The 18,808-nt window shown below is 43.1% G+C and carries 14 protein-coding genes; 10 read left to right on the forward strand and 4 right to left on the reverse strand.

Annotation, left to right across the window (positions count from 1 at the left end; all coding sequences use genetic code 11):
• Positions 1–145: 145 nt before the first annotated feature.
• A complete protein-coding gene (locus MHH57_RS01025; RefSeq protein ID WP_165149348.1) occupies positions 146–793 on the forward strand; it encodes an NAD(P)H-dependent oxidoreductase in 648 nt (215 codons plus the stop codon).
• A gap of 46 nt (positions 794–839) precedes the next feature.
• Here MHH57_RS01025 and MHH57_RS01030 read toward each other — a convergent pair whose 3' ends face one another.
• Entirely contained in the window at positions 840–1,346 is a 507-nt protein-coding gene (locus MHH57_RS01030) for a tautomerase enzyme (RefSeq protein ID WP_165149346.1), read from the reverse strand.
• A gap of 284 nt (positions 1,347–1,630) precedes the next feature.
• Between MHH57_RS01030 and MHH57_RS01035 the strand changes: the two genes are divergently transcribed.
• Entirely contained in the window at positions 1,631–2,188 is a 558-nt protein-coding gene (locus MHH57_RS01035) for a PadR family transcriptional regulator (protein WP_165149344.1), read from the forward strand.
• A 190-nt stretch (positions 2,189–2,378) separates the two neighbouring features.
• Here MHH57_RS01035 and MHH57_RS01040 read toward each other — a convergent pair whose 3' ends face one another.
• On the reverse strand, positions 2,379–3,530 hold the full coding sequence (locus MHH57_RS01040) for a glycosyltransferase (RefSeq protein ID WP_342434710.1): 1,152 nt from the start codon (positions 3,528–3,530) through the stop codon (positions 2,379–2,381).
• A gap of 353 nt (positions 3,531–3,883) precedes the next feature.
• Between MHH57_RS01040 and MHH57_RS01045 the strand changes: the two genes are divergently transcribed.
• From MHH57_RS01045 to MHH57_RS01080, 8 genes are all read left to right on the forward strand, one after another.
• Positions 3,884–4,606 (forward strand): GntR family transcriptional regulator, encoded by a 723-nt coding sequence (locus MHH57_RS01045; protein ID WP_043882022.1) that lies wholly within the window; start codon positions 3,884–3,886, stop codon positions 4,604–4,606.
• A gap of 294 nt (positions 4,607–4,900) precedes the next feature.
• Positions 4,901–7,285 (forward strand): phosphoketolase family protein, encoded by a 2,385-nt coding sequence (locus MHH57_RS01050; protein ID WP_069010176.1) that lies wholly within the window; start codon positions 4,901–4,903, stop codon positions 7,283–7,285.
• A 273-nt stretch (positions 7,286–7,558) separates the two neighbouring features.
• Positions 7,559–8,401 (forward strand): aldo/keto reductase, encoded by an 843-nt coding sequence (locus tag MHH57_RS01055; RefSeq protein WP_342434711.1) that lies wholly within the window; start codon positions 7,559–7,561, stop codon positions 8,399–8,401.
• Positions 8,402–8,584: 183 nt separating this feature from the next.
• Positions 8,585–9,205, forward strand: a complete 621-nt coding sequence (locus MHH57_RS01060) for a PspA/IM30 family protein (protein WP_342434712.1) — start codon at positions 8,585–8,587, stop codon at positions 9,203–9,205.
• A gap of 27 nt (positions 9,206–9,232) precedes the next feature.
• Entirely contained in the window at positions 9,233–10,267 is a 1,035-nt protein-coding gene (locus MHH57_RS01065) for a TFIIB-type zinc ribbon-containing protein (protein WP_342434713.1), read from the forward strand.
• Positions 10,264–11,058: a TPM domain-containing protein gene (locus tag MHH57_RS01070; protein WP_342434714.1), complete on the forward strand. Its 795-nt coding sequence runs from the start codon at positions 10,264–10,266 to the stop codon at positions 11,056–11,058. Before MHH57_RS01065 ends, MHH57_RS01070 begins: the two co-directional genes overlap by 4 nt.
• A 141-nt stretch (positions 11,059–11,199) precedes the next feature.
• The gene (locus tag MHH57_RS01075) at positions 11,200–12,192 is read left to right on the forward strand and encodes an SPFH domain-containing protein (protein WP_341071499.1); all 993 of its coding nucleotides are present in this window, start codon (positions 11,200–11,202) and stop codon (positions 12,190–12,192) included.
• A gap of 223 nt (positions 12,193–12,415) precedes the next feature.
• Positions 12,416–16,165, forward strand: a complete 3,750-nt coding sequence (locus MHH57_RS01080; RefSeq protein ID WP_342434715.1) for an alpha-L-arabinofuranosidase C-terminal domain-containing protein — start codon at positions 12,416–12,418, stop codon at positions 16,163–16,165.
• A 100-nt stretch (positions 16,166–16,265) separates the two neighbouring features.
• Here the strand turns inward: MHH57_RS01080 and MHH57_RS01085 are convergent, their stop codons facing one another.
• Together MHH57_RS01085 and MHH57_RS01090 are read right to left on the reverse strand one after the other, a co-directional pair.
• Entirely contained in the window at positions 16,266–17,663 is a 1,398-nt protein-coding gene (locus MHH57_RS01085) for a phytase (RefSeq protein ID WP_165149330.1), read from the reverse strand.
• Between the two features lie 110 nt (positions 17,664–17,773).
• Positions 17,774–18,649, reverse strand: coding sequence for a helix-turn-helix transcriptional regulator (locus tag MHH57_RS01090; protein WP_209949919.1), 876 nt, complete (start codon positions 18,647–18,649; stop codon positions 17,774–17,776).
• Positions 18,650–18,808 lie beyond the last annotated feature (159 nt).

Raw genomic sequence — 18,808 nt, forward strand, 5'->3', positions numbered from 1 at the left:
GAAAACCCTATGAAATCAATTAGTATGATTTTTGATAGTATCTACTATAAATATGCCTACTTGTTGTTTCGATACCTTTGGCTTAACATTACATTAGCATTAAGGCTTTGACAAGCCATATGGAAATATTCTGGGGGCGAAGAAGATGAACATTAATATTCTATACGGTCACCCTTATCCTAAGAGCTTTAACAAAGCGATTTTGGAGCAGGTGATCGCTCATCTAAACGTACGAGGGGCGAATGTTAAGGTAAAAGACTTAATCCAAATGTCATTTAATCCGACGGTAGGCTTAAAGGATTTAGAGGCTAAGGTCACAAACGTATTGCCAGAGGAGATAGTAAAAGAACAGGAGGATTTATTGTGGGCAGATGCCTTGATTATTATTTCACCGGTATGGTGGGGCGGATTTCCCGCTGTTATTAAAGGATATATAGATAGAGTGTTCACAACAGGACTCATACGCTCTTCTGATGGTGTATATGGGCTTGAGGGCAAGAGGGCCTACTCGATTTTTACAACAGGATCGTCAGAAGACTATATTCGTATATCACGTCAGAAAGATATGCTCTACGCGGCGAACGATAATTTGTTTGGGTTCGCTAAGTTTTCGGATGCTGAGATTAAGCTTCTTTACTCGGTGCCGCGTGTAACCTTGGAGGAACGAAAAGCAATGCTGTTGGATGTCAATCGATTTGTCGATCGTATTTTTGATATGAGACCGGGAGAGGGGGGCAGTACGAGGGATAGCCTTTCTCTTCAAGCTTTGGAGCATGATTTGGCTAGCCATTAGATTATGTAAACTGAAGGGTGTTACTTTGGAAAAATGAAGAACACCCTTATGGGTGTTTTTTCGTTAGATTTCCCGGTGTTACCCGTGTAATATTTTGCTTGATAGACTTAATTTTCTCCTCAGTAAAGACTCCTGAATCCAGCAGGTCCAGAATGGAGAGCACGCCGCCGCGAGAACCCCAGCTGCCTTCTTCAATGACCTGGAAGGATACCCACCAAGTCGGGGATGGTTCCGGTACGCCAAGTACTTGAGTCAAACTGCCAAGAATATTTTCAAGCACTTTTTTGCGAACGTCGTTAGGCCAGTCACCATCCATCACCAGAACATTGATAGTAATTACATCACGTTCTGGCTGATCCGACAGCAATTGCCCGCCAATTGCCATGTAATCTATTGGACGTTCAGTGAAATGGACCTGAAACCCTTCTCTTGCTGGCGGACAATATTGACCTACCTCTGGAACGAGAACTGCATCCGTCAAACCTTCTGCCAAAAGACGACGCTGTTCAAGCGTTATGCGGCCTGCTTGATAATTTACATTGATCATGGTCATGGTCTGATATCTCCTTATTGAGGTTTAACTAAGCGATGTCTTGGAATTCTTTATGATATCTGTATCCAAGGCTTCATCTTGGCAAACTCATTGGTATTTGTTGATATCGTTAATATAAAATGGTGATAAGCCCTTGTCAACACTAATTATTATAATAATATATATTTATATAATATATTGATTAGATGTGAAGCTAGTTTAAATGGGCTATAATTATGTCTAGTCTAATGAAAGCATGACATACTACAGAGATTTGCTAGAGGTACTAGGAGGCATAATTTACAATGGCGAGACAGTCAGGAAAAACCAATACAATGTTTGCGGTATTAGGCATTCTGAGTCTGGGTCCTCATACCGGTTATGATATAAAGCAACATATGGAGCAGAGCACTAGTTATTTTTGGAATGAGAACTATGGTCAGATCTATCCCAGCCTTGCAGAGCTACTGGATCGAAAAGATATTGCAGTCGAGGTCATTCGACAGAAAGGCAAGCCTGACAAGAAACTCTACAGCATTACCGATCAGGGAAGGCACACGTTGTCAGACTGGCTTTCTCAGCCAATGGAGCATGTGGTGATGCTTAAAAAAAATGAGCTGCTGTTGAGGGTGTTTTTTGGCGGCAATTCTTCGCCTGAAACGATTATAAAGCACATACAGGAGTATAAAGAAAAGCTAGTGGAAAGCTTGCATATTTTTGAAGAACTTGAACGTTGGCTTATCAACGTAGAGCATAAAGACCATAACCACAAATATTGGATGATCACAATGAGCTATGGTAAGAGTCAGTTTAGCAGTTTAATTAGTTGGTGCGATGATAGCATTAAAATATTGAGTTCTTAGCAGTAGGTAAAAACTCATATGTAATGAATAATCAGAAAGCATGCTGAACTATCATGAGGAATAGAAAACTAGTAACGACAATTCTTGTCGTCTTCTCCGCATAGGGCCTTGACTCCTCCATAAAGCTGCTTTGCCAAGTTGGGCTCGCACCTTTATGGAGGAGTTTTTTTATCCCGTAAGGAGGATGCAATTATTCCACCAGCTTTTCAGACTTCACTAGCATTTCTCGTAATACGTGAGCGACTCGACTTTTCCGGTTCGCTGCTTTCCTTTTTATCAAGTGTAATGATTTTTTGTATGCATGAGTATTGCTTTGATCGTAGAACTGCTTGGCTGCAATGCGTAGTGTTCTTCTTAATAACAGTGCTGATGAGCGTGTTAACCTAGAGCGGAATCCCCTGCGCAATACCCGCAATGTATTTTTGTAGGTCTCGAAATCCTCGGATGGAGGGATAAGGGCAAATAAATTCAACGAGGAGTCATTGAAACCGTAGGTTTCATACATGATCCTCAGATTTTCCGTATTTAAGACGTTTCCTCTGAGATAGGTTGGATGTTCCTGATGATACCCGACCACCTCTTTGATGCAATAAAAAGGGATCTTCAAGCGATGCAGTCTATAGCCAAGGTCCCAGTCCTCGAGTCCATAGAGCACAAACCGTTCATTGAAACCTCCAATACGAATCAAGTGACTGCGTCTGATGGCTACACAACGAGTAACCAGCAGCATCCAGGGGGCTACGTCCGTTGAGGCAAATTGTTTCTGCGTATTCGGAGGAACCCTTGTGGGACTAACTACTTTAGACAGTGCACCCGTTTGGTGAAGGATATCTTCTGGGGTTATGATCGGAGTAATTTCGCTCGCTGCTTCATAGTCAGCATTCCATAAGTTGGATTGGGTAAGTATGTTGCGACATTGTTCTTTTTCTTCAGGAGAAAAGTCAGGGTAATAATGGGTAAAAGCATCGTCCCACGAGTGAGGAATGCCTGAAAGCACGGACTTGGGATATTTACGGTGATAACGACTCACAATCCTAATGAATTCCGGTAATACTACAAAGTCAGCGTCGCAGAAGATGATGTACAGCCCCTTTGCACGGCGCAGCCCCAAATTTCGAACGGCAGATCGACCGCGTTGTTCCGGGTGTGACACATAGATAAGAGGATAGGATGCTTTGAAGCCTTCGACCATTTCTTTCGTTCCGTCTGTAGAACCGTCATCAGCTACAATGACTTCAAATAGTTGCTTTGGATAGGTTTGTGTCTCAAATGAAGCGAGTGTAAGCAACAATTGCTGGACTCGATTATAGGTTGGAATGATGACGCTGTAGCGGATAGCCAATATGATCTCCCCCCCACCATTTTTATTAGTGAACGTATGAACAAGATAAATAATAACAATGTATTCAAGGATTTTAGCCTGGTCTAGTCAAACATCCCTCAAGGTTCGAAACAGGCTTGGTCTTATCGCGGAAGTTAAGGTGGGAGTTCTGTATTTTCTGCTAATTTGCAGGTACGTTCAGTGGTGTTATGTATGTGTAATCATGGTATTATGCATAGAGATGTAAAGTAAAAGCGAGGGCGCTTCCCATCCGTTGAAAGCCCCCCTTAGCATACAGAAACAAACAAGAGATGAAATGGGCAAGTTATGGTAAACTATATGGAGTTATAGAAGACCTGAAAGAGGAGTACTATATGACACAATTTGTCTATAAGCAAATTATTGACGATCTCAAGATGAAAATCTTTGCGGGAAAGTTTGCAGATATGAGATTGCCAGATGAACGTAGTCTTAGTGAGACTTACCAGGTTAGTCGTAGTTCAATTAAACGTGCTCTGACTAAAATGGAGAGTGTCGGAATTATTTTCAAAAAACAAGGTTCCGGGACATTTATTAATCCATTATACATAAGAAATGAATCTATCTTTAACTACGAAGGCTCTAATCTAGGGGTCACTGATAATTTTCAAATGCATGGTAAAAAGCCTAAGATCAAAGTATTGAGTTTTGAGGTCATTCCGCCAACAGAAGAATTACAGCGCGATTTGTTCTTGGAGACTCATGATTTTGTTTACAAAATTGTCCGCTTACGTCTGTTTGATGATGATCCTTTTATGATTGAAACAGGCTATATTCCCATTAAAATTGTCCAGAATTTAAATCAGACAATTATCGAGGGGTCCATTTTTAATTATTTGGAGGACTCGCGGAACTTGGCCGTCACCAAATCTTTTTTATCCATTTTTGCAGAACCGTCTCAAGAGAATGATCAAAAGCTGCTACATTTAAATGAAAATGAGCCTGTAGGTATTATGGAAGGTGTGTTCTTTTTAGATAACGGTACGCCATTTGAGTTTTCTCATATGCGATTTCATTACAAATATTTAAAATTTAATACCTTTGTATCGGTTCACTAATGATAAGACTGGAGAATTCTCCGGTCTTTTTTTTATAATTTTGAGAAAAGGATTGGAGCCTGCGATTGCAACGTTTATTACAAATTTTATTGGTTTATACTTCTATATATTTTAATGTAAGAGCTTTTTTACTGTCTTTTTAATTTATATTTCATAGTATGTTCAAAATTTCACAAAATTGGACCGTATCACTTGTGAAAAAGGTTGAATTTAATCGGCGCGGCGTTATGATGTACATGTAGATGAAATTTCCGGAAATAAATTACAAACAATACTACTTAGGGAGTGGACACCATGTCATTATCACCCGTGTTAGCAGATTATTCATCTAAAACATATTTAGAAAAACTTGATGCATATTGGCGTGCAACGAACTACATTTCGGTAGGTCAGCTTTATTTAAAAGATAATCCTTTGTTGAGAGAGCCTTTAAAAGATTCAGATGTGAAGGTTAAGCCTATTGGACACTGGGGCACAATTCCAGGACAAAACTTTATTTATGCACATCTAAATCGTGTTATTAATAAATATGATTTGAACATGCTTTACATTGAGGGCCCTGGTCACGGCGGTCAGGTTATGGTTTCAAATTCATATCTGGATGGAAGTTACACCGAAATCTATCCGCAAATTACGCAAGATATCCCAGGTATGAAGAAATTGTTCAAACAATTCTCTTTCCCTGGCGGTATTGCTTCACATGCTGCTCCTGAAACACCTGGATCTATCCATGAAGGTGGAGAATTAGGCTACTCCCTTTCTCATGGTGTAGGTGCCATTCTGGATAATCCTGATCTGATTTCGGCTGTTGTTATTGGTGATGGCGAAGCTGAAACGGGTCCATTAGCCGCTTCGTGGTTCTCTAACAGATTTATCAACCCGATCACGGATGGTGCAGTGCTGCCAATCTTGCACTTGAATGGCTTTAAGATTAGTAACCCAACGATTATGTCTCGTCAATCGAAAGAAGAATTGACCTCATACTTTAAAGGTTTGGGCTGGGAGCCATTCTTTGTTGAAGGTGAAAATCCGGATCACATGCATCCAGAAATGGCGAAAGTATTGGATACGGCCATCGAGAAAATTGAAGCTATTCAAAAGAATGCGCGTGAAAATAATGATCTTACTCGTCCAGCGTGGCCGATGATTGTATTCCGTTCACCTAAAGGCTGGACGGGTCCAAAGGAATGGGACAACGTGCCGAATACAAATTCATTCCGTGCCCATCAGGTTCCAATTCCGGTTGATCAAAAAAATATGCAGCACGCACCTGCTTTGTTAGAATGGTTGAATAGCTACAGACCAGAGGAATTGTTCGACGAAAACGGTCGTTTAAACTCTGAGCTTGCTGAAATTCTGCCCACAGGCGATAAACGTATGGGAATGAACCCTGTTGCGAATGCGGGGAACCTCATTAAAGACTTGAAATTGCCGGATTTCCGTAACTATGCGCTGGATAATTCCGTACCTGGTAAAGTGATTGCGCAAGATATGTCGGTTTTAGGGAAATACGTTAAAGATGTGGTTGTCTTAAATGAACAAAATCGTAATTTCAGAATCTTCGGACCGGATGAAACAATGTCTAATCGCTTGGCTCCTGTTTTTGAAGTAACCAAACGCCAATGGATGGACCAAATTATTGAACCTAATGATGAATTTTTGTCGTCCTATGGCCGCGTAATTGACTCCCAATTATCCGAACACCAAGCTGAAGGATTGCTGGAAGGTTATGTGTTAACTGGTCGTCATGGTTTCTTTGCAAGTTACGAAGCTTTCCTGCGTGTGGTTGACTCAATGATCACCCAACACTTTAAGTGGCTGCGTAAAGCAACGGATCAAGGATGGCGTGCAGATATCCCATCATTGAATGTCGTAGCAACTTCAACGGTGTTCCAACAGGATCATAATGGGTATACACACCAAGATCCAGGTTTGTTAGGTCATTTGGCTGATAAAAAACCGGAATTTATTCGGGAGTATCTGCCAGCGGATGCCAATTCCTTGTTGGCTGTTTTCGACACTATTTTAAACGACCGTCAAAAGATCAATTTGATTGTTTCGTCCAAACACCCACGTCCACAATGGTTTAGTGCTGATGAAGCGAAAGAATTGGTGGATAAAGGGTTGAAGATCATTGACTGGGCAAGTACAGATCAAGGTGGAGAACCTGACCTTGTCATTGCTTCTGCTGGCACAGAACCAACGATTGAAAGTTTAGCTGCAATTTCTATTTTGCATGAAAAACTGCCTGAATTGAAGATTCGGTACATCAACGTGGTAGATTTGCTGAAACTGAGAAGTCAAAAGCTAGACCCGCGTGGATTATCTGACGCCGAGTTTGATCATTTTTTCACAAAGGATAAACCAGTAGTTTTCGCTTTCCATGGTTACGAAGGTCTGATCAAAGATTTGTTCTTTGATCGTCACAATCATAATTTACGTGTACATGGTTACCGTGAGAACGGCGATATTACGACACCATTTGATATGCGTGTATTGAATCAAATGGATCGTTTTGACTTAGTGAAGGAAGCTGTTCTAAACTTACCTGACGCTGGGAAGTACACAAATATTGTGGATGAAATGGATGCTACGGTTAAGAAACATCATCAATTCATTCGCGAAGAGGGTATTGACTTGCCAGAGGTAGAGAACTGGGTATGGAAAGGCTTGAAATAAAAATTAAGACGCTTCAACTTTGTGTTGGACAACCAAGCAATTCAGCATGAAGTGGATTATATGATTTGGTAGTGGTATACAAGTGCCTGACTCCTTGACTTCAAGTATGATTTCAACGGGGATCAGGCACTTTTTGATGTAGCATACAGAGAATTTAATAGGAAAGTCACGAACTGGTGGGTAATAAGTATAGGAGGAACCGAGTCATTCGCTGTATTTTTCTGAGCATTAAAGGCGTTACGGTATAAGAGAATAGTAAGGGAGGCTGTTAATATGAACGAGCCAATTCCGGCGAAGGTATTGAATGATGGTACTAAGGTGCCTGTGATTGGGTTTGGAACTGCTGGATTGAAGGGTGCAGATGGAGTAACAGCGATAGCCAGCGCGATTGATGCAGGTTATCGTCTAATTGACACAGCATTCAACTATGAAAATGAGGGTGCTGTCGGGAAAGCGATCCGGCAGAGTTCTGTGCCCAGAGAAGAATTGTTGATTTGCTCCAAACTACCGGGTCGTCGACATGTTTATCAAGAAGCCATTGTAACGATCGAAGAGTCATTATACAGAGGAGGTCTGGACTATTATGATCTGTATCTGATCCATTGGCCGAATCCCCAAATTGATCGTTATGTTGAAGCTTGGCAGGCGTTAATTGAGGCGAAGAAAAGGGGCTATATTCGTTCCATCGGGGTCTGCAATTTTCTGCCCGAGCATAATGAACGTTTAATTCGGGAAACAGGTGTCACGCCGAGCTTAAATCAAATTGAATTGCATCCATTGTTTAATCAGGAACATCAGCGTGCAAAGGATGCTGAACAGGGCATCGTGACGGAATCGTGGAGCCCCTTGGGTCGTGGTCACAGTATGCTGGAGAATGAAGAGATTGGGAAAATTGCTGCTGCTCATGGTAAAACGAATACACAAGCGATTTTACGTTGGCATATCCAACTTGGAGCAATCCCGATCCCGAAGGCCTCTTCTTTAAATCACCAAACGGAGAATTTGGATATTTTTGATTTTGAGTTGTCTCCAGAGGAAATGAACATGATTTCGGCATTTAGCAGTGAGGATGGACGGATATGGGGGCAGGACCCCAAGTCCTATGAAGAACTATAATCAAGACAATAAAATAAAAGGGTTCAAAAATCTGTAGCGGGTTTTTGGACCCTTTGCTTTTATCATAAAACGAACACACATCCGAAAGTGATCAGTGGGTCAGTATATAGAGCTATAATGAACATTTTTTACTGGATTTGATGTATGATATGGTGGAATGTAGTCCTTTCGAAGGAGGTCATCATGGGAATTTTGTCGAGGTTTAGGGATATTATGAAAATGAATGTTAACGCCTTAATGGATAAGGTGGGAGATCCGGAGAAAACCATTAACGATTATATGCGGAATTTGAACAGTGATCTAGGCAAGGTGAAAGCGGAGACGGTATCAGTATTGGCTGATGAGAGAAGGGCGAAAAGAGCACTGGATGAATGCAAAGCCGGGATCAAAAAGCTCCAGCATTATGCCAGTAAGTCTGTGGAAGCTGGTAATGAAGAGGAAGCTCGAAAGTTTCTGGAGAGAAAAGGTTTGCAAGCGGAGAAATTGGAACAATTACAAACGTCCTATGATGTAGCTTCGACAAACGCCGTAAATATGAAGATAATGCAGGAGAAGTTGGTGTCCGATATGGGGCAACTAGAAGCGCGGCACGCTGAACTTAAAGGGAAGATGGCGGTTGCCAAAGCACAGCAAACCTTGAATTCTATCGGCAACGGGAATTCTGCTTTTGAGGTTATGGAAGAGCAGGTGAACAGAGCGTATGATGAAGCGATGGCTATAGCCGAGCTTCGGGCAGGAACGAAGGACGACCTGGATGCCTTATTTGCACAATACGAGAAGAGTACGAATACAGAAGATGAATAACAAGTATCTACATGAAGAGGTGAGCAGATGCCGGTTATCGAATACAAATGCCCCAACTGCGGCAGCGGTATGGTCTTTGACAGTGAGACAGGGAGGTTATCCTGTCATAGTTGCGGAAGAGAGGACAATATCGAATCTATTCCTGATCCTCTGATAAATCGTATTTTTTCGGAGGATGAGGCTCATGAGTATCATTGTAATAACTGCGGAGCCGTGATTATGACCGAAGTGGAGACGAGTGCAACGGTGTGCAGCTTTTGTGGTTCTGCCGTGGTTCTCGGGGATCGACTGACTGGGAAGCTGGCTCCAGCGCAGGTTATTCCTTTTTCAATCAGTAAGGAAGAAGCCATAGCTGCTTTCAAAAAATGGTGCAAGAATGGCCGTCTGACGCCGAATCGGTTCATGATAGCAGACCGAATCAAGGGAATAACCGGGATGTATGTGCCTTTCTGGTTATATGAATTACATAATAAAATTGAGGTTCAAGGTGAAGGTACCCAAGTTCGAACCTATACGAGTGGAGACTACGAATATACGGAAACGAAGCATTTTGATGTATATCGGAAAATCCGTTTGAATTATGTAAAGGTTCCGATTGATGCTGCGGAGAAAATGAACGACGAGTTGATGGATAAATTGGAGCCATTTCCATACGATCAGCTAAAACCCTTTAAAACGCCATATCTAGCAGGTTATATTGCGGAGAAGTACAGTTATAACGAAGAAGAGCTTTTCCCGCGAGTTAAAGAAAAAGTGAAGGAATATATTGATGCTTATATTCATTCTACGGTGTCAGTGTATACGGCCGTGAGTTATACGGAAAAGCAAGTTGATACTACATTAAAACAAGCGGATTATGTCCTGCTCCCGGTGTGGGTCATACACTATGACTATAATCAATTGGAGCATACGTTTGCTATGAACGGACAGACGGGCAAGGTAGTCGGTAAGCCTCCGATTAGCAAGTTCAAAGTGACGGCTTGGTTTGCAGGCATTTTCGGCATTACTCTCTTCTCATTAAGGTTAATTACTTGGTTGATGATGGGAGGGGAATTCTATTGAAAAAGCATAGAGCCATTGTAGCCGTTTTGTTATTCTTTGCTGTTTTTCTGGCGGTTCCTATGGAAATGAAGGGCGAACCAGCTACGACAGAAATGAAGCCATTGATTTATGATGAAGCGGGTTTGCTCAATCAGGAAGAGTATGATGTGTTGAACGCTATGGCTAATCAATACGGAGCGGAAAGAGAAACGGACATTATTATTTATACTACCCTTAATCCCGACAATATGGATGTTATGAAGATGACGCAGGACTTTTATGATGACCATGGTCCGGGGTATGACAGAGCTCATGGGAACGCGGTTATTTTAACGATGGATATGAGAAATAGAGAGGTGTACTTGGCCGGATTTTATAAGGCAGAACGGTATCTGGATGATGACAGGCTTACTAAAATACGCCATGAGATTAGCCCGGATCTGACGAACGGCAACTATGGGCTGGCATTTCAAAAGTATATTCTAGGCGCGCACAAATATTTGGCGATCCGTCCAGGGGTGAACCCAGACAGTATATTTTTTAAAGGCTGGCTTCATTTGGCGGTTGCACTGGGATTGGCAGCGATGATCGTGGGTAAAATGGTTTCCAATTCTGGCGGTCGGGTTACGGTAAATCGGCAAACCTACGAGGATGCGAACGCCTCAGGAGTTCTGGAGCATCGAGATCAGTATCTTCACACAACGACAACAAGACGGAAGATTGAAAAGAGCAGCAGTAGCAGCAGCTCAGGCGGTGGTGGCGGAACTACCAGCGGCGGTCATTCGCATAGCGGCAGCAGAGGATCATTTTAACTGGGGATTTTGCAAAAATCCAATAAGCGACTTTCAATGAACAATATATAGATCGAAATGGTCTAGTTCGTCTATATATTGCACTTTGGAGCGACTGGAATCGAATTTTGCAAAATCCTGAATGGAAAGGATGGATACAGTATGGGATTCTTCAGAAATCAATTTGCAAATGTTGTAGAGTGGGAAGAATTTAGAGATGATATGATTTTCTGGAAGTGGAGTAATCGTGAAATTAAAAAAGGAAGTAAGTTAATTATCCGCTCCGGTCAAGATGCGATTTTTGTAAATAACGGCAAAATAGAGGGTGTTTTTGAGAATGAAGGGTCATATAACATGGACTCTGACATTATTCCATTTCTATCCACCTTAAAAGGGTTTAAATTTGGTTTTAACAGTGGTATGAGGGTAGAGGTCTTATTCGTTAATACGAAGGAGTTTACTGTCAAATGGGGGACGCAGAATCCGGTGCTGATCCCGACTCCCCAGCTGCCAGGCGGTATGCCGATCCGTGCCAATGGCACATTTAATTTTAAAGTGAACGATTATGTTACGCTCATCGATAAGATTGCCGGAGTGAAGGACAGTTATCTCGTTGAGGATGTGAAAATACGGATTACTTCGGTGTTGGATCAGTTATTGATGAAGTGGATCAGCAGAGAAGGAAAGGACATGTTCAATCTGCAGGCGAATGCTTCTGACATTTCAAAAGGTATTCAAGAAGATCTGGATATGCAAGTGATGGACAATGGTATGACGATTACTGGCTTTCATGTGATGAGCTTCAATTATCCTCAAGAAATCCAAGATATGATTACGAAGACCGCTTCACATGAAATGATCGGTAATCTGCAAAAGTACCAACAAGTGACGATGACGGACGGGATTGCATCGGGTAATGTAAAAGGCGGCGGTGCAGCTTCGGATATGGCGAGTATGATGATGGGGATGAATATAGCAAATGAAATGATGAAAAATTTAAACCCGAACCCAAAGCCTTCGGCTGAGACTCAGCCTACACCTGCTGATCCCCCTTCATCTGGAGACGGGAATAAGCCCAATTTTTGTCCGAATTGCGGTACAAAAAACGAAGGAGCTAACTTCTGTCCGAATTGTGGACAAAAATTGAACGGATAACATAGCTACGGCCAAGCTTCTTTACAAGTCAAAAGGCAGTTATCGCAGAGTATCTTCTGTGATAGCTGCTTTTTTATGTAGTTCGTTCAAGTATTTTCTTTATAAATCTGATTTATTGGATTGAAAAAGGTACTCAGGATAAGGTACTATAGCTGTATAGTATGTATTTATATTAATTAATTAGTTATTACATTAATAAATTATAGGTATAGGAGCAACGAAGATGACCAAATTCCAAGATCAAATCATTGCGCGTTACAAGTTTGATGATGCAGAGAACGTCGGCAAAGATAGCTCAGGGCAAGGTAACGATGGGGTTGCTTCAGGCACAGTAACACCCACAATTTCCCATGCTACCGGTAGAGCGGCATTGACGCTTGAGGGAGGCCCCAACGGTACCTCGTATATCCAGCTTCCTTCCGATCTATTCAAAGATGTAAGCGATAACACCGGTGTGACGGTTACTGCTTGGGTCAACTTCGGCAGATTCACAGATATGTGGGAACGTGTTTTTGATTTTGGTAAAGCCCATACAGGGCCATATATGTTCATGACACGGAATCTGCGCGGAACCCTTTTCACCGAGGCGGATTTGTCCGTAGACCCGGGAAGAGGTTTTGTCAGGGATGAGTGGATGCACATAGCCTTGTCCGTAATCGGTACAGAAGGCGGCACATTAAGCAGTGCGGGTCCGGTGGTATATGTCAATGGTGAGGTGGTAGCGGACGGTTCCATCAGTCAAACTTCCAGCGGTAACTATGCCAAGCTGCGTAAATGGTTCGAAACGTTTACAGACTCGTCCAACTACAGCAACAATTTTATTGGTCGCTCTCAGCATGCGGCGGATGTAGACTTTGCCGGCTCCGTTTCAGACTTTCGAATTTATAAAGCAGGCTTGTCGGCAGATGAAGTCATTGAGGTCATGTGCGATTCGTTGACAGATGAAGAGATCGTGAAGCTTGCCAGAGATAAATATTTGTCCTTTCCGACGACGATTGTGACCAAGGACTTATCTCTGCCAACCGTTCTGATGGGTGGAAGAGTAGAAGTGACCTGGAAATCCAGCCAACCTGGTATACTCTCTGACAATGGTCAGGTGCAGGCGATTACCTCCGCACAAGGGGTTACCGTCACAGCTTTATTGACGAAGGGCCTAAGCCAGATTGAAGAAAGCTTTGAAGTATCCGTTCTTCCTGAACAGCTGCCTCCGTACACGCTGACCATTCATGGAAATAAGGAAGTGCTGGATGTCAGCGAAGTGATGTACGGCTTGTTCTATGAAGATATCAATAACGCAGCAGATGGCGGGATATATGCGGAACTCGTTCAGAATCGCTCTTTTGAATCTTTCGAGTTTGATACGTATTCCCATGCTTCCGGTGAATGCGGCTGCTCTACAGGACGGAACCGCAACCCGTTGTTCGCCTGGTCTGGTGATACGGACAAGATGACTCCACAACATAGCGGTGGATTAAATGAGTTCTTAGGTGCAAAAGACAAAGAAGTGAACTCCTATTATGTGACGGTAGCGGATGGTGCAACGATTCGGAACAAGGGCTTTTCGGATTCTAATCAGAATTGTGCCATGTCCATCCAAGAGGGTGATAAATATGAGTTTACCATCTGGGCGAAGGCCGATTCAGCGGGCACAATCACATTGCAACTGCAAGACTCGAATGAAAAGGCTATTAGTGATTCGGTTACGATACAGGTGGAAGGCGGTAACACGTGGAAGAAGTACGGCATCGATTCCAAGCTTGTGCTGACAGGCTCAGCTACGGTTCTCGGGCAGCTGGCGCTTACATTTGAAGGGGACATTTCGGTTGATATGGTTTCTTTATTCCCACAAGATGTATGGGGCGCAGGAGAGGAAGAGCAATCCCCATCGGCACATGCTAACTTCCAGGGAAATCCTAACTACCGATTGAGAAAAGATTTGGTGAACGCACTGGTCGGCATGCATCCGAAGTTTCTGCGTTTTCCAGGTGGTTGTATTTCCGAGGGTTCGTTTATATGGGAAAACGTATACGATTGGAAGGAATCGATTGGGGATATCGAGCTACGCAAGGAAAACTTTAATGTATGGGGCTATATGATGACCATGGGACTTGGTTATATGGAATATTTCCAGTTGGCAGAAGACCTGAATGCAGCTCCGCTTCCGGTTATGGCCTGCGGCGTGCTCTGCCAAGCCCGCTCGGATTATGCTCATCCCGCTGGAGGCGCATTAAGAGAATACTATATTAAGAACTTTACGGATCTGATCGACTTTGCGATCAGTGTGGATTTTGAACATAATGAATGGGCTGCTATGCGTAAAAAAATGGGCCATGAAGCACCGTTCGATCTGCGTTATTTGGGTGTGGGTAACGAGAACTGGGGCACAGAGTTCTTTGCCAACTTTGAAGTGTTCAAGACATCGATTGATGAGTATATGGAGAAAAACTATCCGGGTTATGAGCTGCATATCATCTCTACGGTTGGCGCTCAAGCGGACGACGATGCCTATCAGCAGGGCTGGAAGTTCCTGAGTGGTAATATGAAGGGCTCGGCTAAGGTTGCTTTTGCTGATGGTAACCAGGTGACGGAAGAGACTGTTACCTGGTATGAGAAGCAAAAGGATTATATGGACACCATTGCAGACGAGCACTATTATCGTTCTAACGAGTACCTGCTGAATAACGTGGACCGCTATAACTACTACTACAGAGCTTATAACGCGGACGGCAGTACCAATTGGAAAGCAACATCAAAGGTTTTTGTCGGGGAGTACGCCTCAACGGATAAAAATACACTGGCAGGCGCTGTAGCAGAGGCAGCGGTGATGACGGGCTTTGAAAATAATGCCGATGTCGTTCGGTTGGCTGCCTATGCACCGCTGTTTAACAAGGTGCTGACAGATGGAACCTACAGATGGACGCCAGACTGCATCTGGTTCGATGACGAAACAGTGTGGTTTACGCCGAACTACTATGTACAGCAAATGTATGCTAAATATTTGGGAAATAAAGTATTGCGCACTTCTTTCTCTACTTACAAAAATGGCAAGCCGACGGATCTCATTCCTCAGGGTGGCATTGAAATCGCGACAGGCAACGCCGAAGTTATGATTAAGCGTGTGACCGTTACTTCCAATCAGGATGGCAGTGTGCTGCTGGATCAAGATTTTACCCAGGAATTGAATTCAGCATGGCAAGTCATTCCCGGTTCCGTAGGCTCTACAGTGGAGGAAGGCAAGGGGCTTGTCCTCAAAGCTCAGGATAGCGGTCTGAATGGTCTGTACATCTTGAACGATAGCTGGAGCAATTACAAGGTAGAGGTGGTCGCTTCCCGCATTTCCGGCACGGACGGTTTTTATGTGGGTGCGGGTCTCACGGATATTTCTGCGGAGAAAAAGAACGTCGTCGAATACGCGATCGGCTATGGCGGCAAGGCTACCGGCGTGAAGGTTTACAAGCAAGGCATAGAAGGCTACACATTGGGTGACTACTCTTCCAGTACAGCCGCAGGTAACTTGAGAGCGGCCAGCTATGAAGAGTTGGCCGACAACACGGACTACACCATAACAGTGAACTATGGCGGTGAAACAGGCAGCAACCTGATTTGCTCATATACCGACGGCGTGACAAACAGTAAAGTGCTGGATTATAAGCTGGAGGCTTACAACAGAGACGTGTTCAACTCGGTAACCCAAGATGCTGAGCATGTATATGTGAAGCTGGTGAATGCCGACAGCGTGGATAAGGTAACACAGCTGAATCTACAAGATTTGAGTGTTGAGTCCAACGCTAAGCTGATTACACTAACCGGCGATTCCTCGCTTGTTCATGTACCTAACGTGAACAAGAAGAATGATGAGAAGATAGTGCCTACCGAACAGCAGATCACGCTTCATACGGATTCTGTCCTCTTAGACTTACCAGCCAACTCGGTAAATGTGCTGGTGCTGGATCTTAAACCTTTTTCTGCTTAAAAACAAAAAGGGGTGTCCCAAGTAGCCGTTTTATGGCTTTTGGAACACCTCTTTTTTTATGAATAGAGTCGGAATGTTGAGTTGATTTCCCCGACAGGCATTACTGCGTGCTTCTGTTCACCAATTCACGTGGGTTAATGCCATCGTCTATCGTTAGCGGGGTAGGGGCTCCCGTAGCGATTCGCTCCCAAGGTACCATTTTAAAATTCTGATTCAACTTTTTTCCATTTTGAAGATTTTCGTCATCTTGTGCAACGAAGATACCATGCGGGAAATTCCTACCTAATCCGTAGCCAAGAACATCAATACCGTCTGTGACAGACGTACCGTCTACGGTTGGGCTTGCGCTGATCGTAAAGTTGCTTATATATGCATTGTCGCCTTGTCGTTCATAAATCGCATAGCTACTGTTTCCTTGGCTGGAGGCCATGAGATATCCTTTGCCATCTTTACCGTAATACAATGTAAGTCCTTCTATATCATCGTGAAGTCTGCGCCCATCTGCAATATCCACACGTCGCAGCGGCTCGGTTGAACCGTCTGGCTCGGCACTATACTTCCAAATAGCGTAATCCTCTTCAGCGATGTAGACCGTGCCATATTCATCATCAGCAACCATGCCTTCAGATTGCGTACTCAGCTTGAACTGGCGGACAAGCTTACCTGCAATTTTGCCGCTTCCGTCATCAGTCAGCTCATATTGTTCAAATTCACCCTCTTTGCCCAAAACGAGCGCGTAAAATTTATCTGTCTTGAGGCTATGGTATAGGCTGAATCCGTATACTTCTTTCATAGATGCTTTAATAGGTTTGCCAACCACGTTGGTCAGCTTTCCTGATGCACCGTCAATGGCAAAGATATCGATCGTGTTGTTGGTTCGATTGGTCGCCCCTGCGATATCTATTTTTTTTCCGCCCAAGGTGAAACCGTAACGAAGATCCACGTTATTCATTTTTCCAACCTTCATGTTTTGCAGTTGCTTGCCTTCCAGATCATAGACTAAAATCCCGCCGCCTTTATTGGTTGCTAAAATTCTACTTTTCTCTGGATCGGCCGGGTTGAGCCAGATTGCAGGGTCGTCGGCTGCGTCTTCTCCATCCTCCACAGCTTCTGTTTCAGCAGAAGGGATCACTTTATAGGTGGGGACTGCGTCCTTAGGATCTGCATATTTGCTGTTCTCTGCTTCAAGCGCTGTAAGAAGTTTTGTAGGAAGATATACATTTCCATTCATCATCTTAATTTCCCGGTCCGCTTTTCCGCTTAGTCCAGCTAGACGATATTGCTTCTCACCCACTGTAAAGGTTCCGACAATGCCATTTTTCAGCTTGACCAAAACAGACTGGTCATCACTGTCCCATGTAATAGTCGCCCCCATTTTATCTGCCTGTGTTCGTAGTGATGCATACCCGGATGGCTGAATGTCTGCCGCATGGGTCAGTTCTGGTGATACCAGAACCCCTGTTAACATGGCTAATAATGCGAGTTTAGTTGACTTCATATGTATGCCCCTTTGCTGAAGTGAAAATGATATAACCGACTCAGTATAAAGCGAGAATATCAAAAGGATACAATGAAAATGTAAAGAGAGTGTAAAGGAGGTGTAAGCATTCAATGAACTGGTTTCCAGTATTGTTGTCTATAATTCTTTGGAGACATTCCGAATTTTTCTTTAAAGCATTTGGAGAAATAGCTTGCTTGGGAGAATCCCGTTTCCTCCGTAATTTGTTGGACAGACCAGTCAGTTTGCAGCAAAAGACTGCGTCCTTGATCCAGGCGATAATCCATTAAATACTCAAGCGGTGTGCGCTGGAAGGCGACTTTCATACATCTAGCAAGATAATTCTGATGTACGTGAAAATGGGCTTCCAAATCCTTATTGGTGATCGTATTCTTGTAATTCTGTTTTAGGTATATTTCGATCTGTTCCGCCAACTTAGAGGAGCTGTCTTTATTATTCTGATCATACTCCAAACTCTGGAAAACATTCACAAACGTCTGTTGGGCCTCCCATAGTGCCAGTTTTCTAGGTTTTAAAGTAGAGGCTAGTAAATAGTCTAATTTCGAAAATAGCTCATGTGGATTCACCACTTTTTGAATTTTAGGCAAATGAATGGTCGTATGTTCTGAATGAAAATGCAGCTCGGGAATGGGAGTGCTGGGTATAATAGGATTGGACGAGGATTGTGCGCACCACATGCTATTGGTTTGAAAATGGAACCAGTAAAAGGAGGTTTGTTCTGTACATGCCTCAATGGGAAAATGATGTTTATCCGGTTCAAGAATGAGAGCGTAATTTTCAGTTACCTTCCACACTTCGTCCTCTTCGCCAATGTGCAGCAACCCTTCTTTAATGATTATTACGTCAAAATAACCCAGATTATACCTATTTGGATGCCAATCTCCTTTTTGATATGTAGTAAAATTCCCCTCAATGAAATAAGGCAGCGGAGGGACAAGGAATGATAGAAAGTCTGTTTTGCTCATGGAAGCCAGCTCCTTTGTGTGTGAAATCGTATAAGTTTTAGTTAAAGATCGCGATTTTTTTTATAAATTCAGGTTGATAAAATAAGGACTGTAGCAAGGGGAACTCAGGTTAGCTTGTACGATATTATCAATACTTTATCCTTATTTTTCAAAAAATGA

Source organism: Paenibacillus sp. FSL H7-0442 (assembly GCF_038593105.1).
GTDB classification, from domain to species: Bacteria; Bacillota; Bacilli; order Paenibacillales; family Paenibacillaceae; genus Paenibacillus; species Paenibacillus polymyxa_D.

Bases quoted from the DNA above. Each gene is read 5' to 3' on its own strand.
- MHH57_RS01065 (WP_342434713.1), top strand. From the start codon at position 9,233: ATGCCGGTTATCGAATACAAATGCCCCAACTGCGGCAGCGGTATGGTC.
- MHH57_RS01090 (WP_209949919.1), bottom strand. From the start codon at position 18,649: ATGAGCAAAACAGACTTTCTATCATTCCTTGTCCCTCCGCTGCCTTAT.
- MHH57_RS01080 (WP_342434715.1), top strand. From the start codon at position 12,416: ATGACCAAATTCCAAGATCAAATCATTGCGCGTTACAAGTTTGATGAT.
- MHH57_RS01030 (WP_165149346.1), bottom strand. From the start codon at position 1,346: ATGACCATGATCAATGTAAATTATCAAGCAGGCCGCATAACGCTTGAA.
- MHH57_RS01025 (WP_165149348.1), top strand. From the start codon at position 146: ATGAACATTAATATTCTATACGGTCACCCTTATCCTAAGAGCTTTAAC.
- MHH57_RS01055 (WP_342434711.1), top strand. From the start codon at position 7,559: ATGAACGAGCCAATTCCGGCGAAGGTATTGAATGATGGTACTAAGGTG.
- MHH57_RS01045 (WP_043882022.1), top strand. From the start codon at position 3,884: ATGACACAATTTGTCTATAAGCAAATTATTGACGATCTCAAGATGAAA.
- MHH57_RS01035 (WP_165149344.1), top strand. From the start codon at position 1,631: ATGGCGAGACAGTCAGGAAAAACCAATACAATGTTTGCGGTATTAGGC.
- MHH57_RS01085 (WP_165149330.1), bottom strand. From the start codon at position 17,663: ATGAAGTCAACTAAACTCGCATTATTAGCCATGTTAACAGGGGTTCTG.
- MHH57_RS01075 (WP_341071499.1), top strand. From the start codon at position 11,200: ATGGGATTCTTCAGAAATCAATTTGCAAATGTTGTAGAGTGGGAAGAA.
- MHH57_RS01050 (WP_069010176.1), top strand. From the start codon at position 4,901: ATGTCATTATCACCCGTGTTAGCAGATTATTCATCTAAAACATATTTA.
- MHH57_RS01060 (WP_342434712.1), top strand. From the start codon at position 8,585: ATGGGAATTTTGTCGAGGTTTAGGGATATTATGAAAATGAATGTTAAC.